21 protein-coding genes are annotated in these 19442 nt (G+C 35.9%); 9 read left to right on the plus strand and 12 right to left on the minus strand.

The genetic code is table 11. The features are described 5' to 3' along the window. Positions 1–80: 80 nt before the first annotated feature. From WQ54_RS33310 to WQ54_RS00620, 3 genes are all read right to left on the minus strand, one after another. Complete coding sequence (locus WQ54_RS33310; RefSeq protein ID WP_156177596.1) at positions 81–227, minus strand: hypothetical protein; 147 nt, start codon at positions 225–227, stop codon at positions 81–83. Between the two features lie 301 nt (positions 228–528). After that, positions 529–1809, minus strand: coding sequence for a S8 family peptidase (locus WQ54_RS00615; RefSeq protein ID WP_046510611.1), 1281 nt, complete (start codon positions 1807–1809; stop codon positions 529–531). Positions 1810–1935: 126 nt separating this feature from the next. Then, positions 1936–3273, minus strand: a complete 1338-nt coding sequence (locus tag WQ54_RS00620) for an N-acetylmuramoyl-L-alanine amidase (protein ID WP_197089512.1) — start codon at positions 3271–3273, stop codon at positions 1936–1938. Between the two features lie 265 nt (positions 3274–3538). Between WQ54_RS00620 and WQ54_RS00625 the strand changes: the two genes are divergently transcribed. Continuing rightward, positions 3539–4393, plus strand: a complete 855-nt coding sequence (locus tag WQ54_RS00625) for a DUF4097 family beta strand repeat-containing protein (RefSeq protein WP_046510615.1) — start codon at positions 3539–3541, stop codon at positions 4391–4393. A gap of 59 nt (positions 4394–4452) precedes the next feature. On the opposite strand, the gene WQ54_RS00630 is transcribed toward WQ54_RS00625, so the two are convergent. Then, a complete protein-coding gene (locus WQ54_RS00630; protein WP_231597418.1) occupies positions 4453–5637 on the minus strand; it encodes a CapA family protein in 1185 nt (394 codons plus the stop codon). 232 nt (positions 5638–5869) lie between these two features. Between WQ54_RS00630 and WQ54_RS00635 the strand changes: the two genes are divergently transcribed. From WQ54_RS00635 to WQ54_RS00650, 3 genes are all read left to right on the plus strand, one after another. Continuing rightward, positions 5870–7033: an iron-containing alcohol dehydrogenase gene (locus WQ54_RS00635; protein ID WP_046510616.1), complete on the plus strand. Its 1164-nt coding sequence runs from the start codon at positions 5870–5872 to the stop codon at positions 7031–7033. Between the two features lie 961 nt (positions 7034–7994). Then, positions 7995–8906, plus strand: coding sequence for a YIEGIA family protein (locus tag WQ54_RS00645; RefSeq protein WP_046510620.1), 912 nt, complete (start codon positions 7995–7997; stop codon positions 8904–8906). A gap of 1 nt (position 8907) precedes the next feature. Continuing rightward, positions 8908–9120, plus strand: a complete 213-nt coding sequence (locus tag WQ54_RS00650) for a hypothetical protein (RefSeq protein ID WP_046510622.1) — start codon at positions 8908–8910, stop codon at positions 9118–9120. A gap of 40 nt (positions 9121–9160) precedes the next feature. Here the strand turns inward: WQ54_RS00650 and WQ54_RS00655 are convergent, their stop codons facing one another. Continuing rightward, the gene (locus WQ54_RS00655; RefSeq protein WP_046510624.1) at positions 9161–9697 is read right to left on the minus strand and encodes a GNAT family N-acetyltransferase; all 537 of its coding nucleotides are present in this window, start codon (positions 9695–9697) and stop codon (positions 9161–9163) included. A 60-nt stretch (positions 9698–9757) separates the two neighbouring features. On the opposite strand from WQ54_RS00655, the gene WQ54_RS00660 reads away from it, so the two are divergent. Both WQ54_RS00660 and WQ54_RS00665 read left to right on the plus strand, forming a co-directional pair. Beyond that, complete coding sequence (locus tag WQ54_RS00660) at positions 9758–10021, plus strand: DUF1292 domain-containing protein (RefSeq protein WP_046510626.1); 264 nt, start codon at positions 9758–9760, stop codon at positions 10019–10021. Between the two features lie 18 nt (positions 10022–10039). Beyond that, positions 10040–10417: a hypothetical protein gene (locus WQ54_RS00665; protein WP_046510628.1), complete on the plus strand. Its 378-nt coding sequence runs from the start codon at positions 10040–10042 to the stop codon at positions 10415–10417. Between the two features lie 74 nt (positions 10418–10491). Here WQ54_RS00665 and WQ54_RS00670 read toward each other — a convergent pair whose 3' ends face one another. After that, entirely contained in the window at positions 10492–10983 is a 492-nt protein-coding gene (locus WQ54_RS00670) for a PCYCGC motif-containing (lipo)protein (RefSeq protein ID WP_046510630.1), read from the minus strand. A gap of 446 nt (positions 10984–11429) precedes the next feature. On the opposite strand from WQ54_RS00670, the gene WQ54_RS00675 reads away from it, so the two are divergent. Next, the gene (locus tag WQ54_RS00675) at positions 11430–11621 is read left to right on the plus strand and encodes a hypothetical protein (protein WP_046510632.1); all 192 of its coding nucleotides are present in this window, start codon (positions 11430–11432) and stop codon (positions 11619–11621) included. A 419-nt stretch (positions 11622–12040) separates the two neighbouring features. Then, entirely contained in the window at positions 12041–12979 is a 939-nt protein-coding gene (locus WQ54_RS00680) for a magnesium transporter CorA family protein (protein WP_046510634.1), read from the plus strand. A 38-nt stretch (positions 12980–13017) separates the two neighbouring features. On the opposite strand, the gene corA is transcribed toward WQ54_RS00680, so the two are convergent. After that, on the minus strand, positions 13018–13968 hold the full coding sequence (gene corA, locus WQ54_RS00685; protein ID WP_046510635.1) for a magnesium/cobalt transporter CorA: 951 nt from the start codon (positions 13966–13968) through the stop codon (positions 13018–13020). 353 nt (positions 13969–14321) lie between these two features. Between corA and WQ54_RS00690 the strand changes: the two genes are divergently transcribed. After that, positions 14322–15257 carry a 3'-5' exonuclease gene (locus tag WQ54_RS00690; RefSeq protein WP_046510637.1) on the plus strand — a complete coding sequence of 312 codons (936 nt, stop codon included), beginning with the start codon at positions 14322–14324 and terminating at the stop codon, positions 15255–15257. A gap of 35 nt (positions 15258–15292) precedes the next feature. Here WQ54_RS00690 and hxlB read toward each other — a convergent pair whose 3' ends face one another. The 5 genes from hxlB to WQ54_RS00710 form a co-directional block, all read right to left on the minus strand. Then, positions 15293–15841 (minus strand): 6-phospho-3-hexuloisomerase, encoded by a 549-nt coding sequence (gene hxlB, locus WQ54_RS00695; protein WP_046510639.1) that lies wholly within the window; start codon positions 15839–15841, stop codon positions 15293–15295. Next, entirely contained in the window at positions 15838–16470 is a 633-nt protein-coding gene (hxlA, locus tag WQ54_RS00700) for a 3-hexulose-6-phosphate synthase (protein ID WP_046510642.1), read from the minus strand. Before hxlA ends, hxlB begins: the two co-directional genes overlap by 4 nt. Positions 16471–16731: 261 nt before the next feature. Next, on the minus strand, positions 16732–17367 hold the full coding sequence (locus tag WQ54_RS00705) for an FMN-dependent NADH-azoreductase (RefSeq protein WP_046510644.1): 636 nt from the start codon (positions 17365–17367) through the stop codon (positions 16732–16734). Positions 17368–17739: 372 nt separating this feature from the next. After that, positions 17740–17883: a hypothetical protein gene (locus WQ54_RS34155; protein WP_197089513.1), complete on the minus strand. Its 144-nt coding sequence runs from the start codon at positions 17881–17883 to the stop codon at positions 17740–17742. A 329-nt stretch (positions 17884–18212) separates the two neighbouring features. Next, positions 18213–19223 (minus strand): LacI family DNA-binding transcriptional regulator, encoded by a 1011-nt coding sequence (locus WQ54_RS00710; protein ID WP_046510646.1) that lies wholly within the window; start codon positions 19221–19223, stop codon positions 18213–18215. Between the last annotated feature and the right edge of the window lie 219 nt (positions 19224–19442).

Raw genomic sequence — 19442 nt, forward strand, 5'->3', positions numbered from 1 at the left:
TATTTATTGATCGATAAATAAATAATATGTTAGATGAAAAACATTGTCAAGGTCATATTATTAAATTTAGAATCTGATCACTAGTCCTGTTGTTCTTCGATTATTTCGTTTCGTTCTCCCCCATCAGCCAGTTCCTCTGAAAATTCATGTACCATTTCTTGCTTGGCTGAGCTGTATGATGTAGACCTTTTTTCTTTTTTATTATTTCCTTTTTTCTTTTTATCCAATTTTTCCACCTCCCTTTTTAATTAGTATTGATCGAATTATAAGCGTGCATTCATTAAATAAAGACAGTTTTTTCAAACTTTATGACATTTACCAAGTAGTGCGGGGAGCTTCCTCGCAGTAAACGACTGCATGAGTTTCACCTGCGCTGCTGCTAGCAAGGGGCTCGCAACCAGCTCCAATCAACCTTAAACAGCTTTCGCCATTGAACCTGTTTAAAACAATAAACTCATATAAAAGAGCCTAAATAAAAAACGGCAACATCATAAAAAATGTTACCGTCTTTCCCCCTAGAGAAACTGCCTATAACAATTTAGCGGCATTTAAATAGCCATGACCCTGAATATTAGGCGGTTGTCCCAAATCATCACAAGCGCTTATTAGTCTTTGTTTTACCTGATCCGGAGTTAATGTAGGTTCTTTTTGAAGAAGTTGTGCAGCAACACCCGCACAAATAGGTGTGGCCATTGATGTACCAGATAGTGAGAAATAGTTTGTGTCGACACGAGCGCCAGCATTTGTTTTATCAATAAAAGAACGCGGTGACCTTAACGAAATAATATTGACTCCGGGTGTTATTAAATCTGGCTTTACCAGCCCGTCAATTGTAGGTCCGCGACTAGAAAAGTCTGCCACCACATCATCAGCACGATCAACGGTATTATGGTCATTTGCAGCCCCTACAGTAATTACTTTAGGGCTTATTCCCGGGCTAGCTACAGTTCCTTGCGAAGGACCAGAGTTTCCTGCTGCAACACATATGACCAACCCATTATCCCATGCTTTTTCAACAGCTTTTACTACTGGATCTTCAGAAGCTGGCTGTGTAGCTGTTGAACCTAATGATAATGAAAGAATCTTGATATTTAATTGAGTTTTATTTTGAATACACCAATCAATTCCGGCAATGACAGTAGAAAGGGAACCTGAGCCCATTTTATCAAGAACCTTTACTCCTACAATGTTTGCTTCAGGTGCAGGCCCTCTATATTTTCCGCCAGATAAAAGACCATTTCCAGCAGCATCTCCTGCACAATGGGTTCCATGGCCATTATCATCATAAGGAGCTGTGCGATTATTAATAAAATCTTTAAAACCGGTGATTCTTCCTTCTAAATCTTGGTGGGGATGCACCCCTGTATCAACAACCGCAATGGTCACATTTTTTCCGGTTAGGCCGGTTTGTTGCAATTGGTTTGAGTGAATAGATGGAGTAGCTGTATCAAGAAGTGTTGTAATCTTTTTATCATAGTAAATTTTCTTGATATGAAGTGAGTTATCTAGTAATTTCTCTATTTTTTCAAGTGATAGCTTTGCAGAACAACTAGACATCGAAGGGAATTGATGAAGGGAGCGGCATTTCGTGTTTTTCACATCATTGATACCAATATCAAACGCATCCTGCTCAAACTCAATAATCACCGGCAGCCTTTTCGTTTTTTTCTTCATCGACTCATAGGGACGCTGTAAAAAACAAGGGATTTTACGAAAGGGACGGTAAAATTGAACGAGCTCCTGGCGCATATCACGATCAAGTTTTCCGCCCATACGGCGGACGAGCTGAATCATGGATAAACCTAACATAACATTCATCCTCTCTTAATAGTTTATTGTTCTCTTTATCGTACGCAACACATTAAGAGAGCGAATGATGAATACGTATAGAAACTAGCAAAAAAGGCGAAGGTCTAATAAAATGATAGATTAGTCTTAAATTTCTTCAATGATCCCCTCTAATTGTTGAATCGTATAGTTCACCATCTTTTTATAGACCTCTAAGATTAACTGTCCATAATTTGTACCTGGAACAGCCCATTTACCGTTTAATGCAATCCAGGTTGGAGCAATACCTCTCTTTACCACATTAAAACGCGGGTCAACCAGCGGGTACTCATTTGGTAATGAGTTAGTGGTCGCATAGGCGAATAAATGCTGAATATGTGCTAATACTCCATCACTTTGTGAAGCAAAGCTTGCCCCTGGTTGTTCAGGACCTGTAGCTCCCAGTCCGCAAAAATTATTTTGTCCTGCTTTAACAACACCAGTAAAGCGGAAAAAATTTGTTTCATGCAATGCTTGAGCAAAGGCAAGGTCTCCTCTTATACCATAAACCTCTCCATACTTTGCATAAAAATGAGCAAGCTCTAATGCATTAGGGTTTATGGATTTGGCAAATTGATTCATTTGTTCTGCAGATAAAGCTATATCACCCATGACCGTATATCCGGTTACTTGATTTGCGCCTCCGCCTTCAGTAACAATATAAGCATCCTGAATTCCTGCATTTTTAACCTTTGTTAGACGTTGCTCCGCATTTTCTCTATTCGAAAAAGCGCCGGCTTGTACACGGTACCAAGTAGCATCAGATATGGTGACCGTATCAACAAATGACTCAATTCCTTTTGATCGTAAATAGGCGAAACGTTCCTCAGCATTTTCTCTTGACTGAAATGAGCCGGCAACAATCTTATAAACTGTTTCAGGATTCTCTGTTTGTTTAGGTTTAAGATTAAATGCCTTTGCCAATCCGTTTACATGACCTTGCGCAGCCTTCTGACGCCATGCGTGATCTTTCATTAAAGCAGCATCATGGCTGTTATCAATAAACCCGTTTTCCGTTAACAGCGCAGGCATGGCCGTTTCTCTTAATACATAAAAATTTGCCTTTTTCTGCCCTCGGTCCTGCAGCTGATTGACTTTTACCGCTTCAGCATGAATAACATCTTGATAAGCTGCAGCTGTCGATGTATTTTGGAGGCTATTATGAATATAATCCTCATAACCCCCAGCAGATCCATTAAATGCATTACAGTGAATTGATAAGAAGAAATCAGCCCCCCACGAATTCGCATCACTTGTTCGTTGTGCTAAGCTAACTGACGTATCACTTGTTCGACTCATCCTCACTTCAACATTTTGATATCGATTTAATAAAATTGTTCGTATCTTAAGGGCAATATCCAACGTGATTTCCTTTTCTCTTAGTCCATTACCTTGTGCTCCTGGATCTGTACCCCCATGACCAGGATCCAAATAAATTTTAACCACTACATACTTCCTCCAATCTAGTAATGATGATGTTTCCATACTAGCATATGAAAATTTAAAAGTTTGGCTTGGACCAGACTATCTAATTCTATTAATTAGGAACTATGAGGTACATCTCCTGTATTTCAAAACAGATTACGTCTCAAGCCTTAGAAACAATTAAACCTTGAGTTCATTGTATGAAGACCATAAATTACCTAAAATCAATTTATGTTGATCCATTAATAAGGATTTAGTAAAAACAAGGATGAAAGAAGGTATTACATTGAAAAAACTTTTAGTTCTTTTATTTTTTATTGTCGGTCTTTTTCTGTTAATTATTACAAACACGTCTTGGTTACCATTTGGCCTAAAGAAAGAGCAAACAAAAGTGACAGATAAAATCGAACTTATAGAAATAGATGTATCTGGAGTAAGGACAACCATTATCCCTGAAAATAGAAGCAGTGTTAGCACAGAATATAATGGAAAAGGAAAAGTTACTGTGAAGGAGAGCGGTGATAAGATAAAAGTCGAGTTCACCTCAAAAAATTGGCTTAACCTTCCTTCACTTTTTAAAAAGAAAGACTTAACCATTTTTATACCGGAGGATTATAATCGGGATATATTGATCAATAGCGGATCTGGCAGACTTACCTTTTCTGGAAAATCAAAAAAAGAGCCTTTTAAACTTGAAAACTTATCTTTAAACATGACTTCTGGACATGTTCAATTAAGCAACATATCAACTGATTATTTTGAACAAGTCGGCTCTTCCGGCTATATAGGAATCAATGATTTTCTAGCAAACACTTCTTCATTTAACATGAGCTCAGGCAAATTAGATATTAAAGGTTATTCAGGTAAAGTTTCTGCACAAGTATCGTCAGGAAGAGTAGATATGCAGTTTGAAAAATTAAATGATGATATCGATCTTGTCGTGAAATCAGGCTTTACAACACTTGATTTACCATCAGATGCCGACTTTGCATTAAACGGAGAGATTGGCAGCGGAGTTATTACAACTAGCTTTACGTTAACCAATTCTAAAAAGGAAAAAAACAAATTAGAAGGAATTCATGGTTCCGATAAACATGCTCTAAATTTAAATGTTAGCAGCGGAAAGATTGAAGTAAATTAAATTGTTTGTTCCCCATCATCGCTTCATAAGCTTGTGATGGGGATATTTTTCTTATCGTATTATTGATTATTACTAGCTTCCTGGTAATCCTTTTCATAAACAAGCCAGCTGGAATCTTCAATTTCATTAGAGACGTTAATGATTTTCTGCATGACCCGACCAGATTCGGAATCACTTAATAAGGTTGGCTGGTAATTATTACGATCAGACACGGAAGAGATTGAAAAAGGAACAATGTTTATCTCTTTTTTATCCGTCAATTCTCCCTTCTCCAAATAAAAGGTTTGCTGGAACACAAATGTATCCTTGTCACTTGGATTTCTGTTTCCGCCAAACATAAAGTTTCCGAGACTATAAACAATAAATTTCCCATTATATTCTTCAATTCCTTGAACAACATGTGGATGATGACCAAGAATTAAATCAGCCCCGCTATCAATCGTAAAGCGGGCAAGCGACTTTTGTGAATCATTCGGCACGTACTGTCTTTCCGTTCCCCAATGATAATGAACGAGAACAAGCTCAACCCCATCTTCACGCATTGAGTTTATATCTGCTTCAACTTTGTTACGGATTTCAGGGGTATCTTCCCAGCCTTCATAACCTAATGCACCGATTTTTACACCCTTTATCGTGGTAACAAATTGATGATCATAGCCAAAATAACCGATCTTCTCCTTGTTTAACGATGATATTGTATCCTCAAATCCCTCTTCTAAATAATCATAAATATGATTGTTTGCTAGATTTACAGCTTCAATTCCTCCTTGCTCTAGTATTTTGGCATAGGATGGGTCTCCTTTAAATGTAAATTTCTTATCAGCTCTTGTAGTTGCATTTGTTAACGTCGTTTCCAGGTTAACTGTTGTTAAATCATCCTTTTGAAAAATGCCATTCAATCCTTCTATAAAATAATCAAGGCCATTTGCTGAAGCTTCATCAACAAAGGAATCGGTATATTGAAACCGCTCATCTGCCCCAAGGGTAAAATCCCCGGCAGCACTAATTTTTATCACTGCTTCTTTTATAGGTTCCTTAGTCAATACTTTTGATTGAGTTCTCATACTAGCAACCTTTAATGAGTCCGTTTTGGCCTTCTTTTCAGGTATCTCTTGTGAAGCAGGTTCAGTCTCCACTAAATTGTATATCATACTGCCGATAATGAATAATGAAAGCACAAGCACAAAGCGTCTGACAGATTTTTTTAACCGTCTCCTCTTTCGATGAGCCCTTGATCTTTTCATGTTGTTTTCCCCATTCATTCTCCCATTCCACCTTTAATCATCGTCAAAAAATAGTTTAATACTTTTATAACGAAATAAGGTTTGCCTTTGTTACATATTTTGTGAATTTTATCATACTTTAGAGGGGAATTTGTAAAAAATAAAAGCAGGACCTGAAAGCGATTACTTTTCTTTCCGATAAAAAAGATTATAATAAAACTGTATGATCTTTTAGGGAGAGAGGGATATTTTTATGCAAGATTTTGTCTTTCATAACAGTACTAAAATCATTTTTGGTAAAGATAAAGAACAATTAGTAGGACAAGAGGCTGCCGTATTCGGAAAAAAAATTCTCTTGCACTATGGTGGAGGAAGTATAAAAACGAGCGGCTTATATGATAGGGTTATTTCCTCATTGCGTGAGCAGCAGATCGAAATTTTTGAATTAGGAGGAGTAAAGCCAAATCCCCGCGTGAGTCTTGTGAGAGAAGGCATTTCACTTTGTAAGGAACATCATATCGATTTAATTCTCGCTGTGGGCGGAGGCAGTGTCATTGACTCTGCAAAGGCGATTGCTGCAGGAGTATATTATGATGGAGATGTATGGGACTTTTTTGATGGAAAAAGCAATGTTAAAAACTGCTTGCCGCTCGGTGTTGTCCTAACAATTCCTGCTGCCGGAAGCGAATCAAGCTCAGGGACGGTTATTACAAATGAAGACGGCTGGTATAAGAGAGCAACAGGCCATATAACAATGCGGCCGCAATTTGCAATTTTAAATCCTGAGCTTACATATACATTGCCATCTTATCAGACAGCCTGCGGGATTACCGATATGATGGCACATATTTTAGAGAGATATTTTACGAACGAACAACACGTCGACTTAACTGATCGCTTATGTGAGGCAACCTTAAAAACAATCATTAGCAATGCACATACGGTGATCAAAGACCCAACGAATTATGCAGCAAGGGCTGAAATTATGTGGTCAGGAACAATTGCCCATAATGACTTGTTAGGAACGGGAAGAATTGGTGATTGGGCAAGTCATGATATTGAGCATGAGTTAAGCGGCATTTATGACATTGCACATGGCGCCGGCTTAGCGATTATATTCCCCGCATGGATGAAATACGTTTATAAACATAATCTTAATCGTTTTGTTCAATTTGCAAATCGTGTATGGGATGTTGAAATTGATTTAAATGATTTAGAAAAGACAGCTTTAGCAGGAATTTATAAAACTGAGCATTTCTTTCAGACGATCGGTATGCCAGTGAGATTGCATGAGGTTAATATCGATACTGAACATTTTGAAGAAATGGCTAAAAAAGGAACAGAAAACGGACCATTAGGAAACTTTTTAAAGCTGCACCAAGAAGACATAGTGAAGATTTATTATCAGGCAAAATAAGCAGAAAAACCAAGTGCTCTCACTAAAATCAACTTTTTATCTATTATATATGTCCAAACTACTTGCTAGATTATTCATATAGTATAGTGTAAGACAATTTAATAGAGAAGGAGGGCATTTTATGTTTTGCTGCGATTTTTGTAGATTAAACTTTATAAACAATAACATGAATCGTAATTTTAACAATTTTTGTCGACCAAATATGGTAAACGATTTTTGCAGATGTTTCGACCCGTGTGAGTGTGTAGAACGAGTTGAGATGAAACAAAAGAAACGTGAACTATGTGATCCATGTGAAATCATGGAAGAATTAGAATGTGTGGAACCTGTTAAAAAGAAACTTAAGAAAAAAAAGGTTGAATGCGAACCTTGTAAAAAACGAATTCGATAAGATCAAAATTTTAACTCCTCATTTAAAAGTGTAAAGCTTGTTATGAAAATGACAAAGCTTTGCACTTTTTCTTGCCCTATCAGAACATGATGCTTCCTGCTAAAAAAGTTGGTAAAGTAAAAGGAGTTTCGTAAATTTCTGTGCCGTTTCATTCTTAGAGTTCCTCTATCTTTACCCTTTTTACATTCCCTTTCCCAGTCATTTTCTACCACCTGTTTTTAGGAAAACAGTGTCAGAATTCTCTCTTATATCGTTTTTTACTCATATAAAATGGTAACGGGAAAATGTAAACCGTCTATTAAAAGTGTTAAGTTTTTCCAAAATGATAAATATTAGATTTTTCTCTGCGTTTTCCAGAGATGTTTGGATTTATGCTATAACCACTAGACAAATTAATTCACTAAGACAATTAGTAAACTTCTGTTTGAGTAACAAATATCCTATAACTAATCTTAATTTTCTAGTTGAAAAAGGCTAAAATTACGAGTTAAGAAAAGCTGGTTAATAATTGCATGCAAAATGAAAATATAACAAATAATAGATTGGAAAAAAAAAGTTGGATGTGTCCCTATGAATACAGAATTGATTTCAACTGAGCATATTGTCATGATTGTAACGGCTATTATTATTGGAACATTGGCGCGGATTTTGACTGTTAAAGAAGACTTTAGGCAGTATCCCAGCTATCCTAATGGCTATTTAACAAATTTGGTTACAGGATTTGTAGCTGCAGCATTAGGAGCTGTTGCTATTCCTGCCCTCATGACCAAAAATTTTGTAGCCGTGACTTTTTTAACCCTAGCCATCCAGCAATTCAGAGATGTTAGGAAGGCCGAAAGAGAAAGTTTAAAAGACCTTGAAAAATCAGAATATGCTCAACGTGGAGATGCTTATATTGATGGAATCGCGAAAACATTTGAAGCAAGAAATTACTTTGCTCTAATTGTAGCTTTTTTTTCTGCCCTTACCATGCAAATTGTACATAGCAAACAGATATATATCGATATCATCGCTGGATTATTCGTTGGAGGAATTATTCTTTATTTTCTAAAACGATTTTCAAAAGGCAAAACAATCGGTGACATAGCAAAGGTAGAACAAGGAATGATTGAAGTAAAAGATTCAGATCTTTATGTAGACGGACTATTTGTCACAAATGAGCTTGGCTCAGAAACAGCCGCAAATTTGTTTCAAAATGAAGGCCTGGCTGTGGTGATTTCCCCTAATGAACAACGATTTCGGATTACATTAGATCATTTCGGCCAGCGGCAGGCTGCATTATTTGAAGCGACAAGAACCCTCGGTCTCAAACGCTATCATTTTACCCGAAAGGATTTTGAAAATGGAAGAGTTGTGATCACTTTTGTCCCGATTATCCGTGATGTTGATAAATTAATTGAAGCTGTCAAAAAAACCCCACTTTTGGAAAGTGTAAAAAAGAATAAAGATGTCTTAAAGTCAAACATGTTTGGGAGAGAATAAAATGAGCGGAAATAAAGGCAGTCTGTACAAAGTAGATATCCTCGCAATCGTCACCTTAAATAAAGACCGCATTCTGGGCGGAAAGCAATTATCATTATTAGCACAAAATGAGGAAGAGCAAAAAGCAATGGCACAAGATATCGCCATATCTCTTAAAGCAGATATAATAAAATTACATTTCGGCGATTATCTTGTCATTAGGAAAGAAAATTAACAGGCAACTCAGAATAAGTGGGGGTTTCACCATCCCTCACTTATTTATTTTTCCTGGTAAACCACTCATCCTCAAGAATACTCATTTCCCATAAACTCCAATATTCATCACCTATTTTTCTTGCATCCCTAAGTAAGCCTTCTTTTTTAAATCCCACTTTTTCATAGCAGGCAATCGCAGCTGTATTAAAATCGAAAACACCAAGACTCACTCTGTGTAAGTGAAGGTGATTAAACGCCACTTTCAGAACTTCATTCATCATTTGTTGCCCGAATCCTTGTCCTCTAACCTGCTTATCCCCTATTAACACCTTTCCTACTCTTGCAGATTTATTTTTCATATCAATTTGGCCTAATGAAATATGGCCAAGAACAGCAGATGTTTCCTCCTGTACGACCTTATACACAAACATATTGGCATGTTCACTATTCACGTTCTTTATGTATGTTTCTAACTGCCCTTCTGTTAAGGGATAATCAAAACCAGGTCCTCCCCATTGAAGTAAAAACTCTGGTGAATCAATCCATGATATTAACTGTTTAAAATCGGAATGCTCGAAATAACTGAGTTTTATCATTGTACATTCTCCTTCCCTTTTAGGTAACAATAACATTAACAACTGAAAAGGGGTATAGAAATGTATAATAGTAAAACAAGGGATGTTATAAGCGTAGAAGATGAAAACGGCATTGAAATGCAGTTTTCTGTTGAGGCTCTATTAACGATGGAGGAATGCACATATGCATTACTAAGAGCGAAAAATGATCTTACTAATGCGATTCTCATGCAAGTTGAAAATGAGGATGACGGCCAGTATCTCGTAGGAATAGATGATCCTCAAAAAACAAAATTACTACTTGATGCATACGAAATTGCTGTAGATGCAAATCCTGCAGATTAAACAGAAAGGAAAACTAGAATGAGTGATAAAATTATTGATGTTATCGATGAAGAATTAAAAAAACAAATTGATGAAGAAATCAAAGGAATGATCTTTACAAAAAATTTCCGTTCTCCTACCGCTGAAGAGTGGTATGTTTTTTTGCCCAGTTTTAAGGATCCAGTTACAGGAGGCGCTCCCGGGAAAACGATTATTCACTACAATCTTTACGATACAAAACATATCTTCATAAACACGACGATCATTTTCGATGATCCTGCATTACATAAGAGCAAATTGCATCGTCTTGTTTATGCGCTAGCAGATGAAATTGTCAATCGCTTAGTCGGCTATGCCGATACCCTATTATCTGTTCATTCAGGCGAGAACTCCTACAATGCCGAGTATAAGCAATGAATATTATCATTCCCCCTATCTAAAAAACCCAATAAAATAGGTGCTGCCTTAAAGCTTAAGACAGCACCTATACCTTACACCTCTGGAGTTGGAGTAGGCTTTGCATACCCCTCTTTGTACATAGTATCTATGTTTGAGCGAATTTCTTTTATGCTTTTTCCATCTTGATAATCTAAGATGGATTGGGCAGCGATTTCAAGGCAAACTCCACATTTTGTTCCATGATCATCCCAGACGACGGCACCATTCTCCTTGTTCTCATACACAAAACAATCATAATTATTTTTATGGTTTGCCGTTTCACCGCATCCGCAATAGCATGGAATTTTTTCAAGCAGTTCTCTATTTTTTGCTGCTGCTAAATAGAGAACTTGCATATCCTCTGGTTTATCTTTTAAAAATTTCGGCATTTCATCACTATTTTTTGTTTCCTCACGTATATCATGAATCACATGCTCTTGATGAGTTGTATGCTCGTCCTCTTTTTCATCAACCTTTTCTTTTCCTGAACATGCAGAAATGATAATTGTTATGAGTAAACTTATAAATAAAATTTTGACATTCATATTATCCCTCCTTTTTAACGAATCCATTTTTATTAATAAGGTTACTTATCATTGCGACTAACATCCTGCTTCATAAGTATAAAGGTTAGCGCACCTGATAAAATCGCCCCTCCAAGTGCAATGAAAAAACGTAAATGTATTGGTATAGTTGAATGATCCTTTTCAAGTAACCACTAAGCCATAATCAAAACAGCAATCATAGTCGGAATAACGATTTTTAAGCGGTTCATGACGCCACATCCTTTGTCCAATCTTCTCTCCAACTATTTTAGCATAACATCCTTCTAACTTTTTCTAAGATTCTTATATTTTTCATATTTATTAAGTTTTTTAACAAATTGTAAATGTGCAGTTTGGGGCTAATTATTTTTTAAAAAAGACTGGAAATAATTTATAACCTTGTTATAATGCATATAGTACATTACATTATCTTAAGGGTGAGCACTATGGGGAATACTTGCAGGTATGTTGTCAATGCAGTTGGAAAAGGTGGAGAAACATACTATACCCAATTTAATAATAAAAAAGAATTAAAAACTTGGATTACAGACAACGAAGAGAAACTAATCATGGATGAATTAAAAATCGTTGATAAGGAACTTCATCCATTAATTAAATGGCTCTTCTCTAAAAAATGACTAAAATAGATGCTATTCTGCTGTGGATGGTGTCTTTTTTACTTATCGGCGGGTTGGTCCTCTAACTCCCGCCTTTGCATTAGCAAGAGCAATTAAAATTTGATTGGATAAAACCATAATGAAGGCTGTCTTAAGTTATTTTTTCATTAAGACAGTCTTTTTTATGCTTGGCAAAAAAACTTCAAGTTTACAAGTTTGAGCAGTCGGAGTATGATATGTAAGGGATTCTTATTATTATTTTCCCGACAAGGAGTTGAAATTTTATGAGTAGTCAATGTTGTAATGAACCAGAGCCCGGATCGACAAATGAGGAAGTCATGAACGAACCAATCCTCTTAAGGGTGAATGCTGATAAAAATTCAACTCCTTATGTATGACAGGGCCTTTTTTGACTTCCTCTAAAAATTGAGGAGGTTTATATGATTAAAATTTACTTAACGAATGAACACGGAGTTCATCAAGAAACAAACGAGATTTGCAATGGATGCTGGGTAAATCTCGTATCGCCAACCGAACAGGAAATTAGTGAGGTAGCTAATAAATTACAGATTCCTTTGGACTTTTTAAAAGACCCTTTAGATGAAGAGGAACGTTCAAGAATCGAAAAAGACGATGACAATATGCTAATTATTGTTAATATTCCATTAGTAACACAGGATGAAAATGATATTCCAATCTATGACACGATTCCATTAGGAATGATTATCACGAAACAATGCTTTATTACTGTTTGTTTAAAGGACAATCCGATTTTTCATTTATTCGAACAAAATAAAGTGAAACAATTCTTCACATACAAAAAAACTAGATTTTCACTGCAAATCCTCTACTTGATGGCAACATCCTTTTTGAAGTATCTAAAACAAATCAGCAAAAAGACAGATACCATTGAGAATGAACTGCACCAATCGATGAAAAATAAAGAACTTTTTTCCTTATTAAATTTGCAAAAAAGCTTAGTTTATTTTACAACTTCTCTTAAATCAAACAATATAGTGATGCAGAAAATGCTAAAAAGCAATTATTTAAAAATGTATGAGGATGATCAGGAATTACTTGAGGATGTCATTGTTGAGAATCAACAAGCTATTGAGATGGCGGAAACCCATACGACCATTTTAAGTGGAATGATGGATGCCTTTGCATCAGTCATTTCAAATAATGTCAATATTGTCATGAAGTTTTTGACATCAATTACGATTATCATGGCATTGCCAACTATGGTGGCAAGCTTTTACGGAATGAATGTACCGATACCGTTTCAGAATTACCCATTCTCCTTTTTTGTAGCGATTACCATCTCTTTTGTCTTATCAAGCATTACAGCCATAATCTTCTGGAAGAAGCGGTTCTTTTAATAAAAAAAGGATGACCCACTTATGGTGTCATCCTTTTTTTAATTAAACCAGCCTTTCTTTTTAAACCAAAAGAACATAGCAATGCCAATGCCGAACATGATAAACAGTATAACGAAATAGCCAATACCCCATCTTAATTCAGGCATATTTTCAAAATTCATGCCGTACACCCCTGCAATAAACGTAAGGGGCATGAAAATCGTTGTAATAACCGTTAGCACCCTCATAATTCGATTGGTTTGATGTGAATTTAATGAAAGGTAGCTATCTCTAATGTCGTTTGTTAATTCCCGATTTGCTTCAATCATTTCCGTTAACTTTAACAAGTGATCATAAATATCTGCAAAATACTCCTGCTTTTGCTTGATTCCCTTTAAACGATGTGAATTTAACATCCTATAAAGCAAATCCCTCATTGGTATAACAGTATGCCTGAGCTTGAGTAAGTAGTGCCTTGTGTTAAATAATTGTTCAAGCAGCTGCTCCATCGATTTTTCTGCAGTATTGTTTTCAATTTGATCCAATGCTTCCTCCAATTGATAGACGATTGGAAAATAATTATCAACCAAGTTATCAATAATATGATAAAGGACGAGGATTTGGTCCCATTTGCTTATCTTTTTAGCAGCTTTTAAACGTTCCCATACATCATAGACTGGCTTGGATTCTTGATGGTGAAATGATACAATATAATTTTTTCCTAGAAAAAAGTTGATTTCCTCCTTCTCAATCTCATATGGATTTAAACTATGTGTGACAAAAAAACAATAATCCTCATAGTAATCCAATTTTGGTCTTTGCAGTTTGTGAATACAATCCTCAATTGCTAACGGATGAAAATGCAAAGAACGATCGAGCTCTTCGATTTCCTGATCAGTCGGTTTATTAAAATCAATCCAAAACCATTTAATATGCTCTTGATTAAGTTCATCTAGCGGGCAATTCATGATTAATTCTAGATTATGACTTACTGCTATACAATTTATCACTGCTGTCTCCCATAAAAGCTTTTTCTTTTATCATAAAACATCAAGAGGACAAATTTCAAATTTAGCCTTTTTTTGGAATGCTCTGACAAACTTCTCAATGGAGCAAGTGTGTATCAAATTAAACGGCATGATACTTTAGCTATTGAACATTCAAGGGAAACTCCCGTTCCGGTTGAATACAAATTTGAAATAATATAAAAGCAAGAAAATGCTCCTTAATCTAAAGCTGAATTAAGGAGTTTCATTCTTAATAAAAAGAACATCCAGAAACTAAAAGTAAAGGAACCAGTAATTGGAACTTCCCCTTTCACTCATTCCCTATTATAATAACCTGTTGGGGAGGGTGAAATAACATGGCAGAAATAAAGCAATATGTCTTTTTTGATTTTGAAATGCTTTGTTCTAATTTCGGTATGGCTTTTGAAAATATGGAAGCTATCCGTTTAGGTGCTGTAAAATATGATCTTGAAACTGAAGATATCAGTTATTTTGATCGTATGATTAAACCGGAAAGTCAGGAGCCGCTATCGGAATTTTGCAAAGCACTTACTGGAATCGAAGATGCTGACTTAGAAAATGCTAGCAATTTTAAACTCGTTTTCGCAGATTTTCTTGACTGGGTCGGCGGTGTAAAAAAATCACGTTATTTTTCGTGGTCTCCAAGCGATTTATCTCGCTTGAAAATCGATGCAGATAAACACGACATCCCTCTTCGTACCATTACTAAGATTGAAAAACGTTATATTGATTTTCAGGAGATATTTAAAAAAAGAGTTGCCAAACAAAATGTATCTGTTGAAGATGCTTTAGCTTTCTATGGATTAAAATTTGTCGGGGAAAAGCATCACCCAATGTATGATGCTTATAATACCCTGAGGATTTATTTGAGCTTTCTAAACGAGCCGGTACAATCAGATTTAATTATGCTGAAGCAATTTATCTTTGAAGAAGAGCTCCCACATGATGCCGATCTTATCAATAAAAAACTCGAGTATCATTTAAAACAAGATGCCAAACTGTTAGCAGAACAGCTTCGGGAAGTCTATCAAATGAGAGATGCAAAAAAATTATTTAAACCAATACGAAGAATCGTTGAGAAATATGAGAATGTACTAATCAATCGTTCAGGTTTGTTTACAAAAGAGAATATGCACCATGCTGAACGGTTGGTGGCTTTTTATCATCAATTACTGCTATCATACAATGAGCATATTTCTTACTCCTCGAAAATTATTATCTTTGATGAATATTTACTTAAGCCATTAAGAGACCTATCTAGTATACGATAACAAAATGAGGAGGCTTAGACAGCCTCCTCATTTTTTCACTCTAAATTGCTATGAAGGCGAAACGCCTCCTGATGACCACGCTCTTTCAAGTTAGAATAAAGCAAGCAAATGCTATCAAACACAATGTGAACTGATTGATCATATAAAGAACCAAGCGGCTGTATGGATCGAGTTTCCCCTTCCGCCCGATATTTAGTTGATGCCGGTATATGAAGCACATTTGTTGAATGAAGGGCAAGCGGTGACTCTAGGTTTGTTGTGAGAGTTACAACCTGGCAATTTAGCTCAATCGCTTTTTCTGCTGTCGAAACTACACTCTTTGTTTTCCCAGATCCTGAAACGGCAACAAGAAGGTCTCCCTCAGCAATAGAAGGAGTAATTGTTTCTCCTACAGCATAAACCGTTGCACCCAGGTGCATCAGTCTCATGGCAAATGATTTTCCCATAAAGCCTGAACGCCCTTCACCAATTACAAAAATTCTGTTTGCATTGGCTAATTTTACAGCAATACTTTTCAGGCTTTCCTCTCTGATTTGAGTTATGACACCTTGTATTTCTGATAAAATGCTTTCTGCTGTTTTCATCCTTGCTCCCTCCATTGATTGATCTTATTCTTAAACAGTTCCGCAGCCAAGCGCTGATCCTGCGCCTTGGTAATCGCTGAACCTATAATCATTACATCAGGCTGTAATTCTTTAAATTTTTCAATTGTTTCTAAATTTATTCCCCCTGCTACCGCTAGCATTCCAGTCCAGTCATACATTTGGCTAATATCAATTGCTGCTTTACCAGACATCTCCTGCTCATCTTTACTGACATGTGCACAAAAAATAGCTTGTTTGTATTTAAGCAAATCTTCTTTTTGTTCTTCATTTGTATTCAGTAAATCAATCATTACCTTCTTGCCCATTTTTTCAGCTGTTTCGACACATGCCTTAATCGTTGCATTTGGAGATACTCCCATTACTGTGGCAACATCTGCCCCTGCACGAAAGCACATCTCAAATTCGTACAATGCATTATCGATTGTCTTTATATCGGCAACAATCACCTTATGTGGAAAAGCTTTTTTTATCCTACTTACACTTTCCACTCCGTACTCTTTGATTAAGGAAGTTCCCACTTCAATCCAATCCACAAATTCCTCCGAAGTCCTTGCAATAACAATCGCCTCATCAATGGAATAACGGTCTAACGCTAGTTGAATATACATATTTTCTCCTCTAAAGCTTTATTAAAACTTTTACTAAACCGATTTATGAATCTATTATATAGCAGATGAAAGGGCTTTACAATAAGAAATGTGAAAGTCAATATGCTAGCACTGGAAAGCCGTTGTTATTCTACCTTGGAACGCTGATTATCTTCCTCGAAACGCTTTTCCTCTCCCCAGCGTGATCCCCTCTTGCAACGCCCTCCTATTATCCAATAACACAAAAAAAGAGCCAACCATCAAGGTTGACTCTCAGAATCCTTAAAACGTATGAGCTGCATCTTTTGCGCGTGCAATTGCATTTTCTTTAATTTCTTGTGCTTTATCAGGCATTGCGTTATGGCCTTCAACAAATATGCCTTCAAATGATGGCACACCATAGAATTGCATCATAATATTAAGGTAGCGGTGTCCCATTTCCATTTCAGCTGCTGGCCCTTCTGAATAAATGCCTCCACGTGCTTGAATATGTAAGGCTTTTTTATCAGTTAAAAGACCGATTGGACCTTCTGCCGTATACTTAAATGTTTTACCTGCTACAGACACGGCATCAAGATATGCTTTCATAACTGGAGGAAACGAAAAATTCCACATAGGAGTTACAAATACATATTTATTTGCGGTAATGAATTGCTCACATAGTTCTGAAAGACGTCCAACCTTTGCTTTTTCTTCATCTGAAAGCTCCTCAAACCCTTTTCCAGTTTGAAGTTTACCCCATCCGCTAAATACATCGACATCAATTTGAGGAATATTTTCTTTGTAAAGATCTAGATTGACAATTTCATGATCTGGATTTACCTCTTTATATGTGTCAATAAATGCCTTCCCTACTGCCATACTGTAAGATTGTGTATCATCATGAGGATGAGCCGTAATGTACAATACTTTTGTCATGTTTATACCTTTCCTTTCAAATTAATTGACCATCATATTTTTCACAAAAAATGATGGTTTATTCAATACATTGAATTAATATTTTTTTAATTCGAAGTAATTTTATAAAAGATTGCTGTTCCAAGCAAATTTTATGCTTAAGCTTCTTCTATATATTTTTGTTTTTTAATAGGAAGGCTTTGTTTTCCACCGCTCTCGGACCACCTTGTTTTTTTGCACACTTCTTCTCCATACTAGTCAACATATACAAAGAAAAAGAAGTTTTAACATAGTTTTAATAAAAATGTTTACGTTTATTTAATCGGTTATTCGCCAATTATTCAATAAACAAAAAAAAGATTTGCCCATATTTGGACAAATCCTTTTTCCAAACTATTGATTATTTTCCATAGAGTAAGGGTTACTGCTAATTACATTTCTCATTTCATCCGTCAATAGAAACGGTTCTGTTGTTGAGTCATTTGAAGCTTCAGCATGTTGAACACTTCCATCGTAATGCATCGGTTTTCCTTCCATTGTCAATCACCTCCATTTATAGCAGGGGATAGATATACATAATTTAACTATTTACTTAAATAAGAATTACTATTCCCCCACCTTAGTAAATTCTAGTTCTTTAGGTGTGTTCCAAAAACAGAAATAAGAATTATTTACTCGTTAAGAAAAAATAGATTCTCAAAATTGATTATATTTTACTATTAATTAAATGGATATTTTGTCACATTTTGTAAATTAATAAAATTTTTTTAATAGCACTCACTTTTCTGCTAATTTGAAAAAGTAACTCTAAAAAAATAAAAGCAGTGAATTCCAAAATGGAATCCACTGCTTTTTCATTTATTTAATTATCGGGAGTCACCTGGACCATTTGTCGATTCTCTTACATACAGTTCACACGAAAAAACAGTATCCTGAGAGTTTATTCCCTCTTTATTAATCAGCTTTAATAACAGCTCTGCTGATTTTTTCCCCATATCATAAGCAGGCTGGCTGATGGTTGTAACTGTTGGACTAACCAGGTTTGCAAAAGGAATATTATCAAACACAATTAATCCGAGTTGCTTCCCGATATTGATATCGTTTTCTTTCGCAAATTTAAGCACTTCTAAAAATACTAAGTCATTTGCTGCAACAAGTGCAGATGGAGGTTCTTCTAATGAAAACAGCTTTTTAAGCTCTTTTGCCATCGATTGAATTGGAGTACTTAACATATATTCTTCTATTATCGGCATATTGTGGTCCTGAAGTGCTTCAATATAACCTTGCCTCCGTTCATGTCTTGTGGATATTGTTAATTCTTCTGTGGCAATAGCTATTTTTGTATATTGATTCTGGATTAAGTGCTCTACCGCGTTCTTGGTTGCTTCCTTGTTATTTACTACAACTGTTGGAACGATTAGATCCTTTACTTTCCTGTCCATAAAAACAACTGGATATGTAGCATTTATCATTTCCTGATACAGTTCTATATTTTGACCGGTTGGAAAAATGATTAACCCATCTACCTGTTTGGCACGAAGCATCTCAATATATTTACGTTCCTTTTCAGGGTCATTATCTGCGTTGCAAATGATCGCATTCATGTCATAATCATTAAAAAAATCCTCCAAAGCCCTGCAAACTTCAGTTGAAAAACGGTGCATAATATTGGCGACAATGATGCCGATCATCGATGTTCGTTTTTGCTTTAGGCTTCTTGCCACATAATTTGGCTGGTAACCAAGCTCCTTAATTGCATCCCTAATTTTATACCTAGTTTCCTCACTCATATATTCATATCGTTTATTTAAAAATTGTGAAACCGTGCTTTTTGAAACTCCTGCATGTTTCGCAACATCCGCCATTGTTATCGCCATGAAATCGTCCTCTTTTTGTTTTTATTCTTTTATTTTATCCCATCTTTAACGGGCAGTAAAACCCCCAATTCCAGATTCTAGAACAGCGAAGAGGAAAAAGGGATTACTGGCCGTAAAAACCGGACAAGCCGCACTATATCCTTTTAATAGTAAAGCAAGTTAAAGAAACAAAAAGAGGATATCCGTCTGTGAACTGCACCCCAATTGTAAAATACATCT

This window comes from Bacillus sp. SA1-12, assembly GCF_000981385.1.
GTDB lineage: Bacteria > Bacillota > Bacilli > Bacillales > Bacillaceae > Metabacillus.

Coding starts and splice junctions, on each gene's coding strand:
- WQ54_RS00645 (WP_046510620.1), top strand. CDS start 7,995: ATGAATACAGAATTGATTTCAACTGAGCATATTGTCATGATTGTAACG.
- WQ54_RS00615 (WP_046510611.1), bottom strand. CDS start 1,809: ATGTTAGGTTTATCCATGATTCAGCTCGTCCGCCGTATGGGCGGAAAA.
- WQ54_RS34155 (WP_197089513.1), bottom strand. CDS start 17,883: ATGGAAGGAAAACCGATGCATTACGATGGAAGTGTTCAACATGCTGAA.
- WQ54_RS00665 (WP_046510628.1), top strand. CDS start 10,040: ATGAGTGATAAAATTATTGATGTTATCGATGAAGAATTAAAAAAACAA.
- WQ54_RS00690 (WP_046510637.1), top strand. CDS start 14,322: ATGGCAGAAATAAAGCAATATGTCTTTTTTGATTTTGAAATGCTTTGT.
- WQ54_RS00680 (WP_046510634.1), top strand. CDS start 12,041: ATGATTAAAATTTACTTAACGAATGAACACGGAGTTCATCAAGAAACA.
- WQ54_RS00635 (WP_046510616.1), top strand. CDS start 5,870: ATGCAAGATTTTGTCTTTCATAACAGTACTAAAATCATTTTTGGTAAA.
- WQ54_RS00650 (WP_046510622.1), top strand. CDS start 8,908: ATGAGCGGAAATAAAGGCAGTCTGTACAAAGTAGATATCCTCGCAATC.
- hxlA (WP_046510642.1), bottom strand. CDS start 16,470: ATGTATATTCAACTAGCGTTAGACCGTTATTCCATTGATGAGGCGATT.
- WQ54_RS00670 (WP_046510630.1), bottom strand. CDS start 10,983: ATGAATGTCAAAATTTTATTTATAAGTTTACTCATAACAATTATCATT.
- WQ54_RS00660 (WP_046510626.1), top strand. CDS start 9,758: ATGTATAATAGTAAAACAAGGGATGTTATAAGCGTAGAAGATGAAAAC.
- WQ54_RS00630 (WP_231597418.1), bottom strand. CDS start 5,637: ATGAAAAGATCAAGGGCTCATCGAAAGAGGAGACGGTTAAAAAAATCT.
- WQ54_RS00675 (WP_046510632.1), top strand. CDS start 11,430: ATGGGGAATACTTGCAGGTATGTTGTCAATGCAGTTGGAAAAGGTGGA.
- hxlB (WP_046510639.1), bottom strand. CDS start 15,841: ATGAAAACAGCAGAAAGCATTTTATCAGAAATACAAGGTGTCATAACT.
- WQ54_RS00655 (WP_046510624.1), bottom strand. CDS start 9,697: ATGATAAAACTCAGTTATTTCGAGCATTCCGATTTTAAACAGTTAATA.
- WQ54_RS00705 (WP_046510644.1), bottom strand. CDS start 17,367: ATGACAAAAGTATTGTACATTACGGCTCATCCTCATGATGATACACAA.
- WQ54_RS00710 (WP_046510646.1), bottom strand. CDS start 19,223: ATGGCGATAACAATGGCGGATGTTGCGAAACATGCAGGAGTTTCAAAA.